Annotated in this window: 19 protein-coding genes; all 19 read left to right on the forward strand. The window is 68.0% G+C overall.

All coding sequences use genetic code 11. The annotated features are described in order from the left end of the window. Positions 1-2: 2 nt before the first annotated feature. The 19 genes from ruvX (at position 3) to gmk (ending at position 18,380) form a co-directional block, all read left to right on the forward strand. The gene (gene ruvX, locus ACV7NN_RS01635; protein ID WP_463347850.1) at positions 3-470 is read left to right on the forward strand and encodes a Holliday junction resolvase RuvX; all 468 of its coding nucleotides are present in this window, start codon (positions 3-5) and stop codon (positions 468-470) included. A 1-nt stretch (position 471) separates the two neighbouring features. After that, positions 472-1,854: an endolytic transglycosylase MltG gene (mltG, locus tag ACV7NN_RS01640; RefSeq protein WP_463347851.1), complete on the forward strand. Its 1,383-nt coding sequence runs from the start codon at positions 472-474 to the stop codon at positions 1,852-1,854. Further along, on the forward strand, positions 1,847-3,091 hold the full coding sequence (locus tag ACV7NN_RS01645; RefSeq protein WP_463347852.1) for a shikimate dehydrogenase: 1,245 nt from the start codon (positions 1,847-1,849) through the stop codon (positions 3,089-3,091). Before mltG ends, ACV7NN_RS01645 begins: the two co-directional genes overlap by 8 nt. Positions 3,092-3,151: 60 nt before the next feature. Beyond that, positions 3,152-4,363 carry a chorismate synthase gene (gene aroC / locus ACV7NN_RS01650; RefSeq protein WP_463347853.1) on the forward strand — a complete coding sequence of 404 codons (1,212 nt, stop codon included), beginning with the start codon at positions 3,152-3,154 and terminating at the stop codon, positions 4,361-4,363. Next, a complete protein-coding gene (locus ACV7NN_RS01655) occupies positions 4,360-4,848 on the forward strand; it encodes a shikimate kinase (RefSeq protein WP_463347854.1) in 489 nt (162 codons plus the stop codon). The genes aroC and ACV7NN_RS01655 overlap by 4 nt, the downstream gene beginning before the upstream one ends. Then, the gene (aroB, locus tag ACV7NN_RS01660) at positions 4,845-5,933 is read left to right on the forward strand and encodes a 3-dehydroquinate synthase (protein ID WP_463347855.1); all 1,089 of its coding nucleotides are present in this window, start codon (positions 4,845-4,847) and stop codon (positions 5,931-5,933) included. The genes ACV7NN_RS01655 and aroB overlap by 4 nt, the downstream gene beginning before the upstream one ends. A gap of 2 nt (positions 5,934-5,935) precedes the next feature. After that, positions 5,936-6,334 carry a hypothetical protein gene (locus ACV7NN_RS01665; RefSeq protein ID WP_463347856.1) on the forward strand — a complete coding sequence of 133 codons (399 nt, stop codon included), beginning with the start codon at positions 5,936-5,938 and terminating at the stop codon, positions 6,332-6,334. A gap of 6 nt (positions 6,335-6,340) precedes the next feature. Then, positions 6,341-6,778 carry a type II 3-dehydroquinate dehydratase gene (locus ACV7NN_RS01670; protein WP_463347857.1) on the forward strand — a complete coding sequence of 146 codons (438 nt, stop codon included), beginning with the start codon at positions 6,341-6,343 and terminating at the stop codon, positions 6,776-6,778. 128 nt (positions 6,779-6,906) lie between these two features. Next, positions 6,907-7,470, forward strand: coding sequence for an elongation factor P (gene efp / locus ACV7NN_RS01675; protein ID WP_463347858.1), 564 nt, complete (start codon positions 6,907-6,909; stop codon positions 7,468-7,470). Between the two features lie 11 nt (positions 7,471-7,481). Continuing rightward, positions 7,482-7,898, forward strand: coding sequence for a transcription antitermination factor NusB (nusB, locus tag ACV7NN_RS01680; RefSeq protein WP_463347859.1), 417 nt, complete (start codon positions 7,482-7,484; stop codon positions 7,896-7,898). 35 nt (positions 7,899-7,933) lie between these two features. Next, complete coding sequence (locus tag ACV7NN_RS01685) at positions 7,934-8,644, forward strand: DsbA family protein (protein ID WP_463347860.1); 711 nt, start codon at positions 7,934-7,936, stop codon at positions 8,642-8,644. 82 nt (positions 8,645-8,726) lie between these two features. Next, positions 8,727-9,287, forward strand: coding sequence for a bifunctional pyr operon transcriptional regulator/uracil phosphoribosyltransferase PyrR (gene pyrR / locus ACV7NN_RS01690; protein ID WP_463347861.1), 561 nt, complete (start codon positions 8,727-8,729; stop codon positions 9,285-9,287). After that, positions 9,284-10,237 (forward strand): aspartate carbamoyltransferase catalytic subunit, encoded by a 954-nt coding sequence (locus ACV7NN_RS01695; RefSeq protein ID WP_463347862.1) that lies wholly within the window; start codon positions 9,284-9,286, stop codon positions 10,235-10,237. Before pyrR ends, ACV7NN_RS01695 begins: the two co-directional genes overlap by 4 nt. Beyond that, positions 10,238-11,596: a dihydroorotase gene (locus ACV7NN_RS01700; RefSeq protein ID WP_463347863.1), complete on the forward strand. Its 1,359-nt coding sequence runs from the start codon at positions 10,238-10,240 to the stop codon at positions 11,594-11,596. It begins immediately after the preceding gene. Further along, the gene (locus tag ACV7NN_RS01705) at positions 11,589-12,149 is read left to right on the forward strand and encodes a PH-like domain-containing protein (protein ID WP_463347864.1); all 561 of its coding nucleotides are present in this window, start codon (positions 11,589-11,591) and stop codon (positions 12,147-12,149) included. The genes ACV7NN_RS01700 and ACV7NN_RS01705 overlap by 8 nt, the downstream gene beginning before the upstream one ends. Position 12,150: 1 nt before the next feature. Beyond that, the gene (gene carA, locus ACV7NN_RS01710; RefSeq protein WP_463347865.1) at positions 12,151-13,293 is read left to right on the forward strand and encodes a glutamine-hydrolyzing carbamoyl-phosphate synthase small subunit; all 1,143 of its coding nucleotides are present in this window, start codon (positions 12,151-12,153) and stop codon (positions 13,291-13,293) included. Further along, positions 13,293-16,580, forward strand: coding sequence for a carbamoyl-phosphate synthase large subunit (gene carB / locus ACV7NN_RS01715; RefSeq protein WP_463347866.1), 3,288 nt, complete (start codon positions 13,293-13,295; stop codon positions 16,578-16,580). Before carA ends, carB begins: the two co-directional genes overlap by 1 nt. Beyond that, positions 16,577-17,461, forward strand: a complete 885-nt coding sequence (pyrF, locus tag ACV7NN_RS01720; protein WP_463347867.1) for an orotidine-5'-phosphate decarboxylase — start codon at positions 16,577-16,579, stop codon at positions 17,459-17,461. The genes carB and pyrF overlap by 4 nt, the downstream gene beginning before the upstream one ends. Beyond that, complete coding sequence (gene gmk / locus ACV7NN_RS01725; RefSeq protein ID WP_463347868.1) at positions 17,454-18,380, forward strand: guanylate kinase; 927 nt, start codon at positions 17,454-17,456, stop codon at positions 18,378-18,380. The genes pyrF and gmk overlap by 8 nt, the downstream gene beginning before the upstream one ends. Positions 18,381-18,404: the final 24 nt, after the last annotated feature.

The following is an 18,404-nucleotide window of genomic DNA, read 5'->3' on the forward strand; positions in this document are numbered from 1 at the left end:
CAGTGCGGTCAGGCGTGCGTGTCGGCATCGACGTCGGCAAGGTTCGGATCGGCGTGAGCCGCTCCGACCTCCATGGCATGCTCGCCACGCCGGTCGAGACGGTCGCTCGCTCCGAGGATGGTGCGGATCGCCTGAGGATCGCAGGGATTGTGACTGAACTCGGAGCTTTCGAGGTTATCGTCGGACTTCCGCTCGCACTTTCTGGCGCTCACACTGCATCCACCGGCGATGCGGTCGATTTCGCCAGAACGCTGGCGACCGACCTTGAAGCCGACGTGCGGCTGGTCGACGAGAGGTTGTCGACGGTGTCCGCCCACGCGGCACTCCGGGCGTCGGGCAAGAACTCGAAAAGTGCACGGCCGGTGGTCGACCAGGTCGCTGCCACCATCATTCTGCAGCACGCCCTCGATGCGGAGCGTGCCGCGGGTCGTCCGCCGGGCACCCTCGTCGAACCGAACATTGGAATCTAGCGTGTCGCACAATCCTCCTACGCCTGGGCACAGTGGCCCGGTCGCGCCGGATGACGGCGCCCGCGACGAACTCGACGCGTTCGACGCGCTGTTCCAATCCGATGCCGGTGATGCGCCCGAGATCGCGGCTGCGCCGCCCGCCGGCCAGCCCCTCACCCGCCGGGAGGCACGCGAGGCCGAAGCCCGGCGCGCGCGTGCCGGGGTGGACATGTCAGACCGTGAGGCGACCCCGCTCGCTCCGCCAGAGACGATGCCCGCGCAGCACCACGAATCCCCGCTCGCATGGCGCCAGCAGCACTACGTCTCGCACCAGAAGCCCAGCAAGAAGAAGCGGAGCCTGAAGCCGCTGTGGGTCACCATCGTCGTCCTGGCCGTCCTGGGAGGGCTGGCGGGAACCGCCTACGCGATCTTCCAGCCCCAGGTCGCGAAGATCATCGCGAGCTTCGAGCCGAACGACTACACAGGGTCAGGAACGGGCGAGGTGCTGATCACGATCAAGAGCGGGGACAACGGCTCCGATATCGCGACGACGCTGCAGAAGGGCGGCGTCACCAAGACGTTCGACGCGTTCTACAGCCTCCTTCTGAAGCAGCATCCTGAGCCGGTGTTCCAGCCGGGCGCATACCGCCTCGCGAAACAGATGAGCGCGCAGGCGGCCCTGACGATGCTCGAGGATCCGAAATCGCGTGTCGACCAAACGGCGGTCATCCCCGAGGGCACGGCCGAGAAGGACATCCTCCCTCTACTCGCCGATGCGACGAAGCTCCCGCTCGCCGACCTGCAGAAGGCGGCCGCCGATGTCGCGAGTTACGGCGTTCCCGCTGAGGCGAAGACGCTCGAAGGATTCCTCTTTCCGGCCACCTACAAGTTCACGCCGGGCACGAGCGCGCACGACGTGATCAAGACACTCGTCGACCGCAGCTTCACGGCCCTCGACGATGCCGGCGTCGCACCGGCAAACCGCTGGAAGACGGTCGTGCTCGCCTCGATCGTCCAGCGTGAGGCAGGGCTCGCCCCCGACTACCCCAAAGTCTCCCGTGTGTTCCTGAACCGGCTCGCACAGGGCTGGAAGCTGCAGTCGGACGCGACGGTCGCCTATGGGACCGGACACACGGATACGGTGACGACGACCGACGCGGAACGTGCGGATGCCTCCAACCCGTACAACACGTACGTCCACGAGGGACTGCCGGTGGGGCCGATCTCCAACCCCGGCGACCTGGCGATCAACGCAGCACTTCACCCGGCGGCCGGAACGTGGATGTATTTCGTCACCTGGAACCTCAAGACCGGTGAGACGATCTTCTCGACCACGCAGGCACAACACGACGCTGCCGTCGAGAAATGGCAGCAATGGATGAGGGACAACCCCGGGTATGGATAGCAACAGCGACAAGCCGGCCGACACCGTGACGCCCGTTGCGCACGGCCCCGCGGCGGATGAGAGCATCGACGAACTCGTGGAAGCGGACATCGTTGCCGAGGTGAGCGAATTCGAAGAGGTCGAGGTACTCGACGACGAGGCCGAAGGCGTCGCGTCCGTCGCGGTCGGCGAGGACGCTGCCGACGATGGTGCCGAACCGGCCGAACTCGACGAAGCCGAAGAACTCGAAGCCGAGCTCGAAGCACCGGCGGATGACGAACTCGCCGCCGCCCGCCGGCTCGCCGTGCTGGGGTCGCCGATCGCGCACTCCAAGTCACCGGTCCTTCACGCAGCCGCATACGCGGCCCTGGGGCTGGACTGGACCTACGAGGCCGTCGAGGTCACCGAGGAGGCGCTGCCCGGGTTCATCGACGCGTGCGCCCGCGATGCCGAGTGGCGCGGCCTGTCCCTGACGATGCCGCTCAAGCAGGCCGTCATCCCCATCCTCAACGACGTCGACCGGGTCGCGACGACCACCGGCGCGGCGAACACCGTGCTCTTCGACGAGTCGGAGTCGGCGGTCGCCGCGCTCGACGGCGACGAGGCAACAGCGGCCGTCGACGAACACGACGTCACGGACGAACACGACGGCACCTCCGTGGTGATCCGCGGGTTCAACACGGATGTCGCGGGCATCGTCCGCGCCCTCGCAGCATCCGGACTCACCACCGCCCGCTACGTGCTCATCCTCGGCGGTGGCGCGACAGCCGCATCCGCGATGGTCGCCGCTGCGGAACTCGGCGCGGAGAAGGTGGTTGTCGCCGCCCGCTCGCTGGAGCGGAGCATCTGGCTGGAGCCCCTCGCGCACTCACTCGGACTGATGATCCAGATCCGCTCGCTCGGTCAGGCCGACCGCACACTCGATGTGCCGGACCTCGTCGTCAGCACGCTCCCTGCCGGCGCGGCGAACGAGATTCTCTTCACCGACTCGACGCGCCGCCGCGCTACACTGCTCGACGTCTCATACGACCCCTGGCCGAGCTCGCTCGCACAGGCCTGGACAGCGGTGGGCGGAAGCGTCGTCTCCGGGCTCGCAATGCTCACGCACCAGGCACTTCTCCAGGTCAGGATCTTCGTCGGGGGCGATCCGCTCCAGCCGCTCGAGAACGAAGAAGAGGTGCTCGCAGCGATGCTCGAGGCCGTCGGGATCGATGCGACCGGCCAGCCCCTCGAGCGGACCGACGAGGACGAGCAGTAGCGTCGCGCCGCTGCGCCGGACCGGAATTCCGGGCGCATCCGCTGTGCCAGAATCGATACCATGCTTCGTTGGCTGACCGCCGGAGAGTCTCACGGCCCGGAACTCATCGCAATCCTCGAGGGCCTGCCCGCCGGCGTGCCCGTGGCGCTCGATGGCATCCGGGCCGACCTTGCCCGCCGCAAGCTCGGCTACGGCCGTGGCGCCCGGATGAAGTTCGAGCAGGACGAACTCGCGCTCTCCGGAGGCGTGCGGCACGGTTACAGCCTCGGCAGCCCCGTCGCTGTCCGCATCGGGAACACCGAGTGGCCGAAATGGGTCGACGTGATGAGCCCGGAGCCAGTGGACCCCGCACAGCTCTCCGGCGGGCGGGGCGCACCGCTCACCCGGCCGCGGCCCGGCCACGCCGACCTCGTCGGGATGCAGAAGTACGGTTTCGACGAGGCCCGTCCGGTCCTGGAGCGTGCGAGCGCACGCGAGACCGCCGCACGGGTCGCGCTCGGCGCCGTCGCCCGGTCGTTCCTCGAGCAGCTGGGCATCACCCTCGTCAGCCACACGCTGGCGATCGGTCCGATCCGTGTCCCTGAGGACACTCCGCTCCCGCTGCCGTCCGACGTCGCGGCCCTGGACGCGGATCCGCTTCGTTGCTTCGACCCGGAGACCTCCGAACGGATGGTCGCAGAAGTCGATGATGCGCACAAGGAAGGCGACACCCTCGGCGGCGTCGTCGAGGTCCTCGCGTACGGACTGCCGCCCGGCTTGGGCTCGCACGTGCACTGGGACCGCCGACTCGACTCGCAGCTCGCTGCAGCCCTCATGGGGATCCAGGCGATCAAGGGAGTCGAGGTCGGCGATGGCTTCCTCACGACGACCCGTCGCGGCTCGCAGGCGCACGACGAGCTCGTGCAGGCCGGGGGAGAGATCACCCGGACCAGCGACAAAGCGGGCGGAACCGAAGGCGGAATGAGCACCGGGACGGTCCTGCGGGTCCGGGCGGGAATGAAGCCGATCGCCACCGTTCCGCACGCGCTCCGGACGGTCGACGTCGCGACCAGCGAGGCGGCGCCCGCACACCACCAGCGCTCCGACGTCTGTGCGGTTCCGGCGGCCGGCGTCGTCGCGGAGGCGATGGTCGCCCTCGTTCTCGCCAACTCCGTCATCGAGAAGTTCGGAGGAGATTCGGTCGCCGAGACGAGCCGCAATCTCGCTGCCTACCTCGACGCGATCCCGGCCAATCTCGCGACGGCGCGCCTGTCGGCACCGTACGCTCCGTGACCGTCGTCCTCATCGGTCCGCCTGCGGCCGGCAAGACCAGGATCGGCAAGCGACTGGCGGTCCGGTTGGGGCGAGCGTTCATCGACACCGACCATGAGATCGTCGCCGAACATGGTCCCATACCCCAGATCTTCGCCGAGTTCGGGGAACCGTACTTCCGGGGACTGGAGCGCGAGGCCGTCGCCCGTGCGCTGAGCGCCCACGCCGTCGTCTCGCTCGGCGGGGGTGCCGTGCTGGATCCGGAGACACGCGCGGACCTCGCGGCCGCCTCCGTCATCCTGCTCACCGTGAGCCCCGAGGCCGTAGCAGCCCGGATCGGTAACGCGAAGCGGCCGCTCGTGACCGATATCGCCTCGTGGCAGGCGCTCGTGGACAGCAGGGCCGAGTTGTACGCATCCCTCGCCGACTACACCATCGACACGTCGACGCGTCCGCTCGACGCCGTCGTCGAAGACATCGCCCGCTGGGTGGAAGGAATCCGATGACCGAACCACTCGACAGCGCCACGGAGATCATCGTCCCGGGGGAACATCCATATCCCGTCCTGGTCGGCCGTGGGCTCCTGAGCTCGCTGGGCGTCCATCTGGGTCCCGGCGTGCAGAAGGTCCTGATCGTGCATCCGCCGACGCTGGGCGCGGCCGCCGCGGAGTTGCGCGAATCCCTGATCGGGGAGTACGAAGTGCTGCTGGCCGAGATCCCCGACGCCGAGGCCGGCAAGCGGGTCGAGGTGGCGGCGTTCTGCTGGCAGGTGCTCGGGCAGGCCGACTTCACCCGCTCGGATGCGGTCATCGGCTTCGGCGGCGGCGCGGTCACCGATCTGGCCGGTTTCGTCGCCGCGACCTGGCTGCGCGGGGTGCGCCTCGTGCAGGTGCCCACGACCCTTCTCGGCATGGTGGATGCGTCGGTCGGCGGCAAGACCGGCATCAACACCGCCGAGGGCAAGAACCTGGTCGGGTCGTTCTACGCTCCTGCCGCGGTCGTTGCCGATCTCGACACTCTCGATTCGCTGTCGCGCAACGAGATCCTCGCCGGCTTCGCCGAGGTGGTGAAATGCGGCTTCATCGCCGACCCTGAGATCCTCGACATCATCGAAGCGGATGTGGACCGTGCGACGGATCCGCGCGCTCCCGAGTTCCGCCGGCTCGTCGAACTCTCGATCGGCATCAAGGCGCGGGTCGTCGGCGAGGACTTCACCGAGAGCGGACTTCGCGAGATCCTCAACTACGGTCACACGCTGGGCCACGCGATCGAGCACGCGGAACGGTACCAGTGGCGTCACGGCGCCGCGGTCGCCGTCGGCATGATGTTCGCGGCGGAACTCGCCCGCCTGAGCGGACGGCTCTCGGACGAGGTCGCCGACCGCCACAAGCGCATCCTCGAATCCCTGAGCCTGCCGGTGACCTACCCGCTCGGGCGCTGGCAGACCCTGCTGGCAACGATGCAGCGGGACAAGAAGGCCCGTGGCAGCATGCTGCGATTCATCGTGCTCGACGACGTCGCACGCCCGACGGTGCTCGCCGGTCCGGACGCCAGCCTCCTCTTCGCCGCATACCAGGAGATCGGCTCCTGACGATGACGGAACGCACTGTCGCGCAGAAGCTGCAGATCAAGCCGGGCGACACGGTCGCAGTGGTCGGGGCATCGGATGGCGACGCGGCCCGGCCCGGCGCACTGCCGGATGGCGCCGAGTTCTCGCGCGGGTCCGCAGCGGAAGCGGCCGTCGTGATCGTCTTCGTGACCAGCAGGGCCGAGCTCCTGGAGCGTTTCGCCTCGGAGCTGCCCGGCCTCGAACCGGCCCGCGCCGTCTGGTTCTGCTATCCGAAGGCGAACAGGGTCGACCTGAACCGTGACACGATCATCCGCGAGTCGCCCGCGTTCGGCTGGCGGCCGAACAGCAACGTCGCCGTCGACGACACGTGGTCCGCGGTGCGTGTGCGTCCGCTCGCCCCCGGCGAAGCGCCAGTAGGCTGATTCGCCATGAGCACAGTCCTCGTCCTGAACGGACCGAACCTCGGCCGCCTCGGCACCCGGGAGCCCGAGATCTACGGTTCCGCGACACTCGATGACCTGCGGTCTCTTCTCGCGTCGGATGCGCCGGAGCTCACCATCGACCTGCGCCAGACGGATGATGAAGGGCTGATGCTGGGCTGGCTGCACGCTGCTGTCGACGAACGGACGCCCGTCATCCTGAACGCCGGAGCGTGGACGCATTACTCGTATGCGCTGCAGGACGCGGTCTCGATGGTCTCGAAGGCCGGGATCACCGTGGTCGAGGTTCACATCTCGAACCCGCACGCGCGCGAGGAATTCCGGCACACCAGTGTGCTGAGCCCGGTCGTGACGGGCGTGATCGCAGGCTTCGGTTTCGAGTCGTACCGCCTCGCACTCGCCTTTATTCGCCGAAACCCGGTCTGACAACTAGAATCTCTTGTGGTCGCCGGGCATCCGGCACCCACCGTGGGCCAGGGTCCATCGTCGGCTGCCGGCGTTCGTGTCGCCGCCGGCCCACCTCACGCTTCCTCAATCGATCGGAATACTCTCGCATGGCTTCAACCGCTGACATCCGGAACGGCGTCGTCCTCAACATGGACGGCCAGCTGTGGACGGTGATCGAGTTCCAGCACGTCAAGCCCGGCAAGGGCGGTGCGTTCGTGCGCACCAAGCTGAAGAACGTCACCAGCGGCAAGACCGTCGACCGTACCTTCAACGCCGGCGCGAAGATCGAGACCGCCAACGTCGACCGCCGCGACTTCCAGTACCTGTACCAGGACGGTGACGGCTACGTGTTCATGGACGTCTCCGACTACAACCAGCTCACCGTCTCCGGCGTCGTCGTCGGCGATGCCTCGAACTTCATGCTCGAGAACCAGTCGGTCACCGTCGCGCTGCACGACGGCGAGCCGCTCTACGTCGAGCTGCCCGCCTCCGTGACCCTCGAGATCACCTACACCGAGCCCGGCCTCCAGGGCGACCGCTCGACCGGCGGCACGAAGCCTGCCACCGTCGAGACCGGCTACCAGATCCAGGTGCCGCTCTTTCTCGAGACCGGTACCAAGGTCAAGGTCGACACGCGCACCGGGGACTACCTCGGCCGCGTCAACGACTGACCGCGAACGCGATGAGTGCACGGACGAAGGCGCGCAAGCGAGCGCTCGATGTGTTGTACGGTGCGGACCTGCGCCAGATCCCGCTGAACCAGGCGCTCGCCACCGAAGCCGAGCGTGCGGCCAGCGAGCCGCAGCGTGAGGCCTCCTGGCTCTACGCCAGGGAGATCGTCGACGGCGTCATCGACAACGGTGACGAGATCGACGAACTGATCGAGACGTATGCGCAGGGCTGGACCCTTGCGCGCATGCCGGTGGTGGACCGCGCGATCCTCCGGATCGGCGTCTGGGAGGTCGTGTTCAACGACGAGGTCCCTGACGGCGTCGCGATCTCCGAGGCCGTCGAGTCCGCCACGGTGCTCTCGACCGATGACTCGGCCGGGTTCATCAACGGACTGCTCGCGAAGATCGCCCAGACCAAATCGGCTTAGCCGACCGCGATCCGAACCGGAGGAGACGCATCCGCATGGCCCGACGCCGCAACCGGCTCACCCGCTCTCTGGCGGCGGTCGGCGGCGCGCTGCTCGTCGTCACCATCGGCGTCGGCATCGCCGGCTGCTCGACGGCCGCCGGCACGCCCACCTCCACAGTTCCCGTGCCGACCGGCACGAGCGGTGCGGTTCGGTTCGACGACGGCTACATCCGGGCCGGCAGCGGAGCGAAGACCGTCGACGTCTACTTCGATCCGCTGTGCCCGTACTGCCAGGAGTTCGAGCTGACGAACGGCCCCACGCTGGCGAAAGAGGTCGCCGCCGGCAGCATCAGCCTGCGGTTGCACCCGCTCACCTTCCTCGACCCGTCGTCGCACGGCACGGCGTATTCGAGCCGGGCCGCCGCCGCGCTGACCTGCGTCGCCGAGTCGGCGCCCGATTCGACAATCGACTACCTCACTGCGCTGTACAAGAACCAGCCCAAGGAGGGCAGCGACGGCCTCACGGACAAGAAGCTAATGTCCATGGCCACCGCACTCGGGGTACCGGACATCTCGTCGTGCGTCGCCACTGGAGCGAACCAGGCGTGGGCGCAGTCCATCACCCGCCATGCGCTCGCTGGCCCGATCAAGGATGCCGACATCACGCAGATCAAGGGCACTCCCACCGTGCTGGTCAACGGCATCTCGTACAGCGGGAGCATCACGGACGACACAGCGTTCTCCGCGTTCCTCGAGGCACACTGACACGATCCCGCCCGACCCACTATGCTCGTTCGAGGTAGACATCCTTTAAGAGCCGTCCTGTGAGGCGGGAAAGGGGGTCGGCATGACGGTGCGCACTGTGCTCCAGCAGGCTGACATCACCCGGGCGTTGACTCGGATCTCTCACGAGATCCTGGAGTCCAACCGGGGGAGACGCGATCTCGTGATCCTCGGAATCCCGACACGTGGTGTCGCGCTCGCGCGCCGGATCGCGGAATCCATCGAGCGGATCGAACCCGGCACGGGGGAGTCCATTGTCGGCGCCCTTGACGTGACGATGTACCGGGACGACCTGTCGCGCAATCCCACCAGAGCTCCATCTCCCACCTCGTTGCCCGGCCCGATCGACGGAAAGACGGTCGTCCTGGTCGACGACGTGCTGTTCTCCGGCCGGACCATCCGTGCAGCCCTCGACGCCCTGAGCGACCTCGGGCGGCCACGTGCGGTACGCCTCGCGGTCCTGATCGATCGGGGTCACCGTGAGCTGCCCATCCGAGCGGACTTCGTCGGCAAGAACCTTCCCAGCGCAGCCTCCGAGCGCATCAACGTGCGCCTGGCCGAGGTCGACGGCGACGAATTCGTGACCATCGATTCACCCGACGACACCGGGGAGGCCCGCGCATGAGGCATCTTCTGTCCACTAAGGGGCTCGGTCGCGAGGACGCGATCCGGCTCCTCGACGTCGCCGAGGACATGGCGGATGTGCAGGGCCGCGAAGTCAAGAAGCTCCCGACCCTGCGCGGCAAGACCGTCGTAAACCTGTTCTTCGAGGACTCGACGCGCACGCGCATCTCGTTCGAAGCAGCCGCCAAGCGGCTGTCTGCCGACGTCATCAACTTCAGCGCGAAGGGCTCGAGCGTCTCGAAGGGCGAGAGCCTGAAGGACACCGCGCAGACCCTGGCCGCCATGGGGGCGGATGCCGTGGTCGTACGCCACCACAGTTCGGGCGCTCCGCTCACGCTGGCGTCGAGCGGCTGGATCGATGCCGGCATCATCAACGCCGGCGACGGGACGCACGAGCATCCGACCCAGGCGCTCCTCGATGCGTTCACGATGCGCCGGCGGCTGCACGGCACGGCATCGCGAGGGCATGACCTCGACGGCGTGACAGTCACGATCGTCGGCGACATCCTCCACTCACGCGTCGCGCGGTCGAACGTGTGGCTTCTGAAGACGCTCGGAGCCCGGGTGACGCTCGTCGCCCCGCCGACCCTCCTCCCGGTCGATGTGAGCGGCTGGCCCGCTGCGATCGGGTTCGATCTCGACGAAGCCATCGACGCGGGCCGACCCGACGTCATGATGATGCTGCGCATCCAGGCCGAACGGATGAACGCGGCATTCTTCCCGAACAGCCGCGAGTACGCGCGCCGCTGGGGCCTCGACGACGAGCGGCTGGCACGCCTGCGCCCCGATAGCATTGTGATGCACCCCGGCCCGATGAACAGGGGCCTGGAGATCTCGGCCGCTGCTGCGGACTCACCGCAGTCGACCGTCAGGGAACAGGTAGCGAACGGGGTGTCTGTGAGGATGGCCGCGCTGTACCTCCTGCTGTCCGGAGATCGGGAGGACTCGTAAATGGGAACTGACAACGCACGCGCTCGCCACCTCATCCGCGGCGCGACACTCGCTGATGGCTCCACGACCGATCTGCTCGTCGAGAACGGGCGGATCGCCGCATCCGGCACCGGCGTGAGCGCCGCAGGTGCGACGGTCGTCGACGCCGCCGGACTGCTCGCGCTTCCCGGCCTGGTGGACCTGCACACGCACCTGCGCGAGCCGGGGTTCGAGCAGAGCGAGACCGTGCTCACCGGCACCCGGGCAGCCGCGGCCGGAGGGTTCACCGCGGTGTTCGCCATGGCGAACACCTCGCCCGTCGCGGATACCGCCGGCGTCGTGGAGCAGGTCCTCTCACTCGGCGACCGGGCAGGCTACGCGACCGTCCGCCCGATCGGAGCCGTGACGGTCGGCCTCGAGGGCCAGCGGCTGGCCGAGCTCGGAGCGATGGCGGACTCCCGCGCACGGGTGAGAGTCTTCTCCGACGATGGCAAGTGCGTCTCGGATCCGCTCCTCATGCGGCGCGCACTCGAATATGTGAAGGCTTTCGACGGTGTGATCGCGCAGCACGCCCAGGAGCCGCGCCTGACCGAGGGCGCCCAGATGAACGAGGGCGCACTGTCCGGTGAACTCGGCCTCACCGGCTGGCCGGCCGTCGCCGAGGAGTCGATCATCGCCCGCGATGTCCTGCTCGCCGAGCACGTGGGCTCCCGACTGCACGTCTGTCACGTCTCCACCGCCGGTTCGGTCGACGTCGTCCGCTGGGCGAAAGCGCGGGGCATCGACGTCACGGCCGAGGTGACCCCGCACCACCTCCTGCTCACCGAGGAGCTGGCCGCCGGCTATGACGCCCGCTTCAAGGTCAACCCGCCCCTGCGCCGCCGCGAGGACGTCGAAGCACTCCGTGCCGGACTCGCGGACGGCACGATCGACATCGTGGCGACGGATCACGCACCGCACCCCGTGGAGTCCAAAGACTGCGAGTGGGATGCGGCGGCGTTCGGGATGGTCGGCCTCGAGTCCGCGCTCTCCGTCGTCCACGCCGCGGTCGTCCAGAACGGTCTCCTCGACTGGACGGATGTCGCGCGTGTCCTCTCCGCGGCACCGGCGGCGATCGGCCGGTTCTCCGGCCAGGGAGGCCCACTGGTCGAGGGCGCCATCGCCGACTTCCTCCTGTACGACCCGCAGGCGACCCGGAGCTTCTCCACCGCCGACCTCACGGGCAAGGGTGTCAACTCGCCCTACCTCGCCATGGAACTCCCTGGCCGCGTGGTCGCGACGTTCCACTCCGGCTATCCGACCGTCCTCGACGGCGTGGTGCGCCCGGCGGACGAAGTCGCCGCTTCCGCAGCACTCAAGACCGGAGGGATCGATGGATAGGCTCGGCCCCACGCTCGTCGCGGTTCTCGTGGCGGCACTCGTTCTGTTCCTGATGGTCTACACCTGGCGGAGGCGCGCGAAGCGCGACGCGGGCCTCGGCTCCGGCTATGTGCCCGAGGGTGAGACAGCGCTCCCGACCCTCGAGATCGAGACGCTCTACGTCGCGACGACGGTCCACGACAAACCGCTCGAGCGACTCGTCATGCCCGATCTCGGCTTCCGGGGACGCGCTGCGGTCACTGTCGCCCCGGATGGGCTCACCCTGGCCATCACGGGCGCCCGCGCGGTCTTCGTGCGCTCATCCGCTCTCCTCGGCATCGGTCTCGCAACCTGGGCGATCGACCGGGTGGTCGAGACGGACGGCCTCGTCTGGATCGCCTGGACGACCAGCGGCGGCGCGAGCGTCGACAGCTACCTCCGGGTCATCGACCCGGCCGAACGGGCGTCGCTCATCGGCGCAGTGAAAGAGATCCTGCCGGCTCCGGCGCCGGGGCAGTCGCCTGCCGCGCCCGAGAGCACAGGCACAGAGCAGACCAACGAAAGGGAGGTGTGAGGTGGCTGGTTTCGAATCCGCGGTCCTCGTCCTCGAGGACGGCAAACGATATGTCGGGCGTGCCTACGGCGCGGTGGGTCGTACCCTCGGCGAAGCGGTCTTCGCCACGGGCATGACCGGGTACCAGGAGACGCTCACCGACCCGTCGTACGCGGGCCAGATCGTCCTCATGACGGCGCCGCACATCGGCAACACCGGAACCAACGACGAGGACATGGAGTCGCGGCGCATCTGGGTCTCCGGCTATATCGTGCGCGAACCGTCGCGGATCGTCTCGAACTTCCGTGCGACGCGGAGCCTCGATGACGATCTGGTCGCGCAGGGGGTCGTCGGCATCAGCGGGATCGACACCCGCGCCGTCACCCGCCACATCCGCTCTGCGGGCGCCATGCGGTCGGGGATCTTCTCCGGCTCCGACTTCGACCTGAGCGACGGCGAGCAGCTCGACCTCGTACGCGGCGGGACGGAGATGGCGGGTCTCAACCTCTCGGCCGAGGTCTCGACGCCCGAACCGTTCACTGTGCCGGCGGTCGGCGAGCGGATCGGATCGGTGGCGGTCCTCGATCTCGGCGTCAAGACCTCCACGCTCAACTACCTCGCTGCTCGCGGGTTCGAGGTGCACGTGCTGCCCCAGATGGTGTCAGCGGGGAACGTGCTCGACCTGAATCCCGATGCGCTGTTCTTCTCGAACGGTCCCGGCGACCCGAGCGCATCCGATCGTCACGTCGCCCTCCTGCAGGAGGTCCTTCGCGCTGGGGTGCCGTATTTCGGAATCTGCTTCGGGAACCAGCTTCTCGGGCGGGCGCTCGGGTTCGGAACGTACAAGCTCCCGTTCGGGCACCGTGGAATCAACCAGCCCGTTCTGGACAAGTCCACGGGACGTGTCGAGATCACCTCGCAGAATCACGGATTCGCCGTCGACGCCCCGATCGAGGGCGTCATCGAGTCTCCGGCGGGCTTCGGCCGGGTCGAGGTCAGCCACTTCAGCCTCAACGACAACGTCGTCGAGGGCCTGAACTGCCTCGACCTCAACGCGTTCAGCGTCCAGTACCACCCCGAGGCGGCCGCCGGACCGCACGACGCCAACTACCTGTTCGACAGGTTCAGGGACATGGTCCTGAGCACCAAGGGAGACGCGAAGTAATGCCACGCAGGGAAGACATCAAGAGCGTCCTGGTCATCGGCTCCGGGCCGATCGTCATCGGGCAGGCGTGCGAATTCGACTACTCGGGAACGCAGGCCTGCCGTGTCCTGCGCGAGGAGGGGGTGCGCGTCATCCTGGTCAACTCGAACCCGGCGACGATCATGACCGACCCGGACTTCGCCGACGCGACCTACGTCGAGCCGATCACCTGGCAGGTCATCGAGACGATCATCGCCAAGGAACGGCCGGATGCGATCCTGCCGACCCTGGGCGGCCAGACCGCGCTCAACGCGGCCATCCAGCTGCACGAGCACGGCATCCTCGAGAAGTACGATGTCGAGCTCATCGGCGCCAAGTTCGAAGCGATCCAGAAGGGCGAGGATCGCCAGATCTTCAAAGACCTGGTGATCGAGGCCGGCGCAGAGGTCGCGCGCTCGTACATCGCGCACACGGTCGAGGAGGCGGTCGGTTTCGCCGAGGATCTCGGCTATCCGCTTGTCGTGCGCCCCTCGTTCACGATGGGCGGCCTCGGCTCGGGATTCGCCTACACCGAGCAGGAGCTGCGGCGGATCGTCGGCGATGGGATCCACCAGAGCCCGACCAGCGAGGTGCTGCTCGAGGAGTCGATCCTGGGCTGGAAGGAATACGAGCTCGAGCTGATGCGGGACACGGCCGACAACACGGTCGTCGTCTGCTCGATCGAGAACGTCGACCCGGTCGGCGTGCACACCGGCGACTCGATCACGGTCGCGCCGGCGCTCACGCTGACCGACCGCGAGTACCAGAAGCTGCGTGACATCGGTATCGACATCATCCGCGCCGTCGGCGTCGACACCGGCGGCTGCAACATCCAGTTCGCCGTCGACCCTGCGAACGGCCGCGTCATCGTGATCGAGATGAACCCCAGGGTCTCCCGCTCCTCGGCGCTGGCTTCGAAGGCGACCGGCTTCCCGATCGCGAAGATCGCAGCCAAGCTCGCAATCGGCTACCGCCTCGACGAGATCCCGAATGACATCACGCGCGTCACGCCCGCGAGCTTCGAGCCCACTCTCGACTACGTGGTGGTCAAGGTCCCGCGGTTCGCCTTCGAGAAGTTCCCGGCTGCCGACCCGACCTTGACGACCACGATGAAATCCGTGGGCGAGGCGATGGCCATCGGCCGCAACTACGCGAGCGCACTCCAGAAGGCCCTGCGCTCCCTCGAGAAGCGCGGCTCGTCGTTCCACTGGGGAGCGGAGGAGCGCACGCTGGAGCAGCTGCTCGAGTCGATCGCCACGCCCACCGACGGCCGCATCGTCGACGTGCAGCAGGCGCTCCGCCTCGGTGCGACGATAGAGCAGGTCTTCGAGGCTACGAAGATCGACCCGTGGTTCATCGATCAGATCGTGCTCATCAACGACATCGCCGAACTGGTCCGCACCGCCGAGACCCTCGACACCGACACGCTGCGGTACGCCAAGGACCACGGGTTCTCGGATGCGCAGATCGGCCAGCTCCGCGGCTTCGGCGAAGCGGATGTGCGCGAGATCCGTCACATCCTCGACGTCCGTCCCGTATACAAGACCGTCGACACCTGCGCCGGCGAGTTCCCTGCGCTCACGCCGTACCACTACTCGAGCTACGATTTGGAGACCGAGGTCGAGCCGAGCGATCGCCGCAAGGTCGTCATCCTCGGTTCAGGGCCCAACCGCATCGGCCAGGGCGTGGAGTTCGACTACTCGTGCGTGCACGCGTCGTTCGCGCTCTCCGCGGCCGGGTTCGAGACGATCATGATCAACTGCAACCCGGAGACCGTCTCAACCGACTACGACACGAGCGACCGCCTCTACTTCGAGCCGCTGACCCTCGAGGACGTGCTCGAGGTCATCCATGCGGAGAGCCAGACCGGTGAACTGGTGGGCGTGGTCGTCCAGCTCGGCGGCCAGACTGCGCTCGGCCTCGCCAAGGGGCTCAAGGCGGCCGGGGTGCCCATCCTCGGCACCACACCGGAAGCCATCGACCTCGCGGAGGAGCGCGGACTGTTCTCCGAGATCCTCGAGAACGCCGGACTCCTGGCACCCAGGAACGGCACGGCGCACGACTACGCCGGCGCCGTCACGGTCGCCGACCAGATCGGCTACCCGGTGCTCGTCCGCCCGAGCTTCGTGCTCGGCGGCCGTGGGATGGAGATCGTCTACGACAGCCCATCGCTCGCGGACTACTTCGAGCGCGTCGCGAACCAGGGGATCGTCGGCCCCGCCCATCCACTCCTGGTCGACCGCTTCCTCGACGACGCCATCGAGATCGACGTCGACGCGCTCTACGACGGCGAGACGCTGTACATCGGCGGCGTCATGGAGCACATCGAAGAGGCGGGCATCCACTCCGGTGACTCAAGCTGCACACTCCCGCCCGTGACCCTCGGGCGCCAGGAGATCGACCGCGTCCGCGATGCGACCCTGAAGATCGCGGAAGGCATCGGCGTGCGGGGCTTGCTGAACGTGCAGTTCGCGATCGGCGCCGGCGTGCTCTACGTGCTCGAAGCCAACCCGCGGGCGTCGCGCACGGTGCCCTTCGTCTCGAAGGCGCTCGGCATCCCGTTGGCGAAGGCCGCCTCCAGAATCATGGTGGGGGAGACCGTCGCCGAGCTGATCGCCGAGGGACTGCTGCCCGTGCAGGACGGATCCGTCATCCCGATGGACTCACCGGTCGCGGTCAAGGAGGCCGTGCTGCCGTTCAAGCGGTTCCGGACCCGCGAAGGCCAGATCGTCGACTCGGTGCTCGGGCCGGAGATGCGCTCGACCGGCGAGGTCATGGGAATCGACAAGGACTTCCCGCGGGCGTTCGCGAAGAGCCAGTCCGCAGCCTATGGCGGGATGCCGCTCGGCGGCACGGCGTTCGTCTCCGTCTCCGATCGCGACAAGCGCTCGATCATCCTGCCGGTGCTGCGCCTGCAGCAACTCGGTTTCGACATCCTCGCGACCGAGGGCACGGCCGAGGTGCTGAACCGCAACGGCATCGCTGCAGGTGTCGTCCGGAAGTTCAGCGACGCACCCGACGGTGAAGCGCCGTCGATCGTCGACCTGATCAACCGCAACGAAGTGGATGTCGTGATCAACACGCCGAGCGGCCGCTCGGCCCGCGCGGACGGTTACGAGATCCGCGCTGCGGCCGTCGCCGGTGACAAGCCCTTGTTCACGACGATCGCCGAACTCAGCGCCGCCGTCGCGTCGATCGACGCCATCCGCGAAGGCTTCGAGGTGCGATCGCTGCAGCAGTACGCACTGGACCGGGCGGAGCGCGCGTGACCGCTGGAGCGACCTCGTTCGGAGACCGGCTGGCGTCGGTCTTCGACGAGTTCGGCCGCCTCTGCGTCGGCATCGATCCGCACGTGCACCTGCTGCGCGCGTGGGGGCTCGACGAGTCCGGTTCCGGAACACGCGAGTTCGGGCTGCGCGTCGTGGACGCTGTCGCCGGCCGCGCGGGCATCGTGAAGCCGCAGGTGGCCTTCTTCGAGCGGTACGGTGCGGCAGGCTATGCCGCACTCGAAGATGTCCTCGCAGCGGCACGCGCTGCGGGCATCCTCGTCATCGCGGACGCCAAACGCGGCGACATCGGCACGAGCGTCGAGGCTTACGGCGAGGCGTGGCTCACCCCGGGCGCGCCACTCGAAGCGGATGCGATGACCATCTCCGCGTTCCAGGGCGTCGGCTCGATCGCGGCGCCGATGGAACTGGCCGAGGCCAACGGCAAAGGCCTGTTCGTCCTGGCGGCGACCTCGAACCCGGAAGCGGAATCGATCCAGCGGGCCGTCGTCCCTGTGGAGAACGCCAGCGGACCGACGGTCTCCCGTGCCATCATCGATGGTGTGAAGGCGTTCAACGAGTCCCAGTCGGCGCATCCCTTCGGCTCCATCGGTGTCGTCCTCGGAGCGACCCTCGATCTCGCGCGATACGGCATCGACACAGCCGCTGCCGCCGGGGTCAATCCACCACCGGTGCTCGCTCCCGGTTTCGGCCATCAGGGCGCGAAGCTGTCGGATGCGCGCGCGCGCTTCGGCTCGTACGCCTCAGCGACCATCGTCAGCGAGTCCCGCGCGATCCTGTCCGCGGGTCCTGACCGCGTCGGCCAGGTGGTCGCAGAACGCGCCGGGCTCGTCCGCGCCGAACTGGGGTCCGATCGTGGCTGAGCGCAGCAATCGCCCGACCCCGCCCGACGTCGATCGCGTGGCCGCTTCACGCGCGGCGATCGCGGCGCGTCGTGCCCGCGCGGCCGTCAAGACCACCATCGCCAACGGTGAGATCTCGTCGCTGACCGTTCTCGACAAGTCCGCTGAGGAGCCGGAGGGCACGGAAGGCCGCCTCCGGGTAACCGAGTTCCTGCTCAGCGTTCCGGCGATCGGCACGACCAAGATGCACGAGGCGCTCGAACGGCTGGCGATCTCCCCGGCCAAGCGTCTCGGTGGTCTGGGCAAGCACCAGCGTGTGCGATTGCGCGAGTACCTGGTCGACCGGGAGGCCGCCAACCACGGGCGGCGCCCCAACCGACTCGTCGTGCTCGCCGGCCCGACCGCAGTGGGCAAGGGCAGCGTCGCCGGCTTCATCCGCGAGAACTATCCCGACGTCCTCCTCTCGGTGTCGGCGACGACGCGACCGCCCCGTCCGGGCGAAGTCCAGGGCGTCAACTACTACTTCGTCGACGACGCCGAGTTCGACCGCATGATCGCGGCCGGTGAGCTCCTCGAGTGGGCGACCGTCCACAACGCCTCCCGCTATGGCACGCCACGTGCGCCGATCGAGCGGGCGCTCGACTCCGGGCGCAGCGTCCTGCTCGAGATCGACCTGCAGGGCGCGCGCAACGTCCGGTCCGCGATGCCGGAGGCCCGGCTCATCTTCCTGCTGCCGCCCACGTGGGAAGAACTCGTGCGCAGGCTGATCGGCCGGGGCACCGAGGACTCCGCGGAACAGCAGCGTCGACTCGAGACGGCGAAGGTCGAACTGGCCGCCCAGGACGAGTTCGACTACCGGGTCGTGAACAGCGACGTGGCCGAGGCGGCTCGCGAGGTCGTAGACTTGATGAAGATCCGCACGGCGCCGTCGCGCGCATAGCCGTCGCCGCGTCCGGCCGAGACG

The sequence above is a fragment of the Leifsonia sp. Ger2509 genome, assembly GCF_055231915.1.

Excerpts from the sequence above, each read along its gene's own strand:
- ACV7NN_RS01645 (WP_463347852.1), top strand. The coding sequence starts at position 1,847 with ATGGATAGCAACAGCGACAAGCCGGCCGACACCGTGACGCCCGTTGCG.
- aroC (WP_463347853.1), top strand. The coding sequence starts at position 3,152 with ATGCTTCGTTGGCTGACCGCCGGAGAGTCTCACGGCCCGGAACTCATC.
- aroB (WP_463347855.1), top strand. The coding sequence starts at position 4,845 with ATGACCGAACCACTCGACAGCGCCACGGAGATCATCGTCCCGGGGGAA.
- ACV7NN_RS01665 (WP_463347856.1), top strand. The coding sequence starts at position 5,936 with ATGACGGAACGCACTGTCGCGCAGAAGCTGCAGATCAAGCCGGGCGAC.
- ACV7NN_RS01670 (WP_463347857.1), top strand. The coding sequence starts at position 6,341 with ATGAGCACAGTCCTCGTCCTGAACGGACCGAACCTCGGCCGCCTCGGC.
- efp (WP_463347858.1), top strand. The coding sequence starts at position 6,907 with ATGGCTTCAACCGCTGACATCCGGAACGGCGTCGTCCTCAACATGGAC.
- nusB (WP_463347859.1), top strand. The coding sequence starts at position 7,482 with ATGAGTGCACGGACGAAGGCGCGCAAGCGAGCGCTCGATGTGTTGTAC.
- ACV7NN_RS01685 (WP_463347860.1), top strand. The coding sequence starts at position 7,934 with ATGGCCCGACGCCGCAACCGGCTCACCCGCTCTCTGGCGGCGGTCGGC.
- pyrR (WP_463347861.1), top strand. The coding sequence starts at position 8,727 with ATGACGGTGCGCACTGTGCTCCAGCAGGCTGACATCACCCGGGCGTTG.
- ACV7NN_RS01695 (WP_463347862.1), top strand. The coding sequence starts at position 9,284 with ATGAGGCATCTTCTGTCCACTAAGGGGCTCGGTCGCGAGGACGCGATC.
- ACV7NN_RS01700 (WP_463347863.1), top strand. The coding sequence starts at position 10,238 with ATGGGAACTGACAACGCACGCGCTCGCCACCTCATCCGCGGCGCGACA.
- ACV7NN_RS01705 (WP_463347864.1), top strand. The coding sequence starts at position 11,589 with ATGGATAGGCTCGGCCCCACGCTCGTCGCGGTTCTCGTGGCGGCACTC.
- carB (WP_463347866.1), top strand. The coding sequence starts at position 13,293 with ATGCCACGCAGGGAAGACATCAAGAGCGTCCTGGTCATCGGCTCCGGG.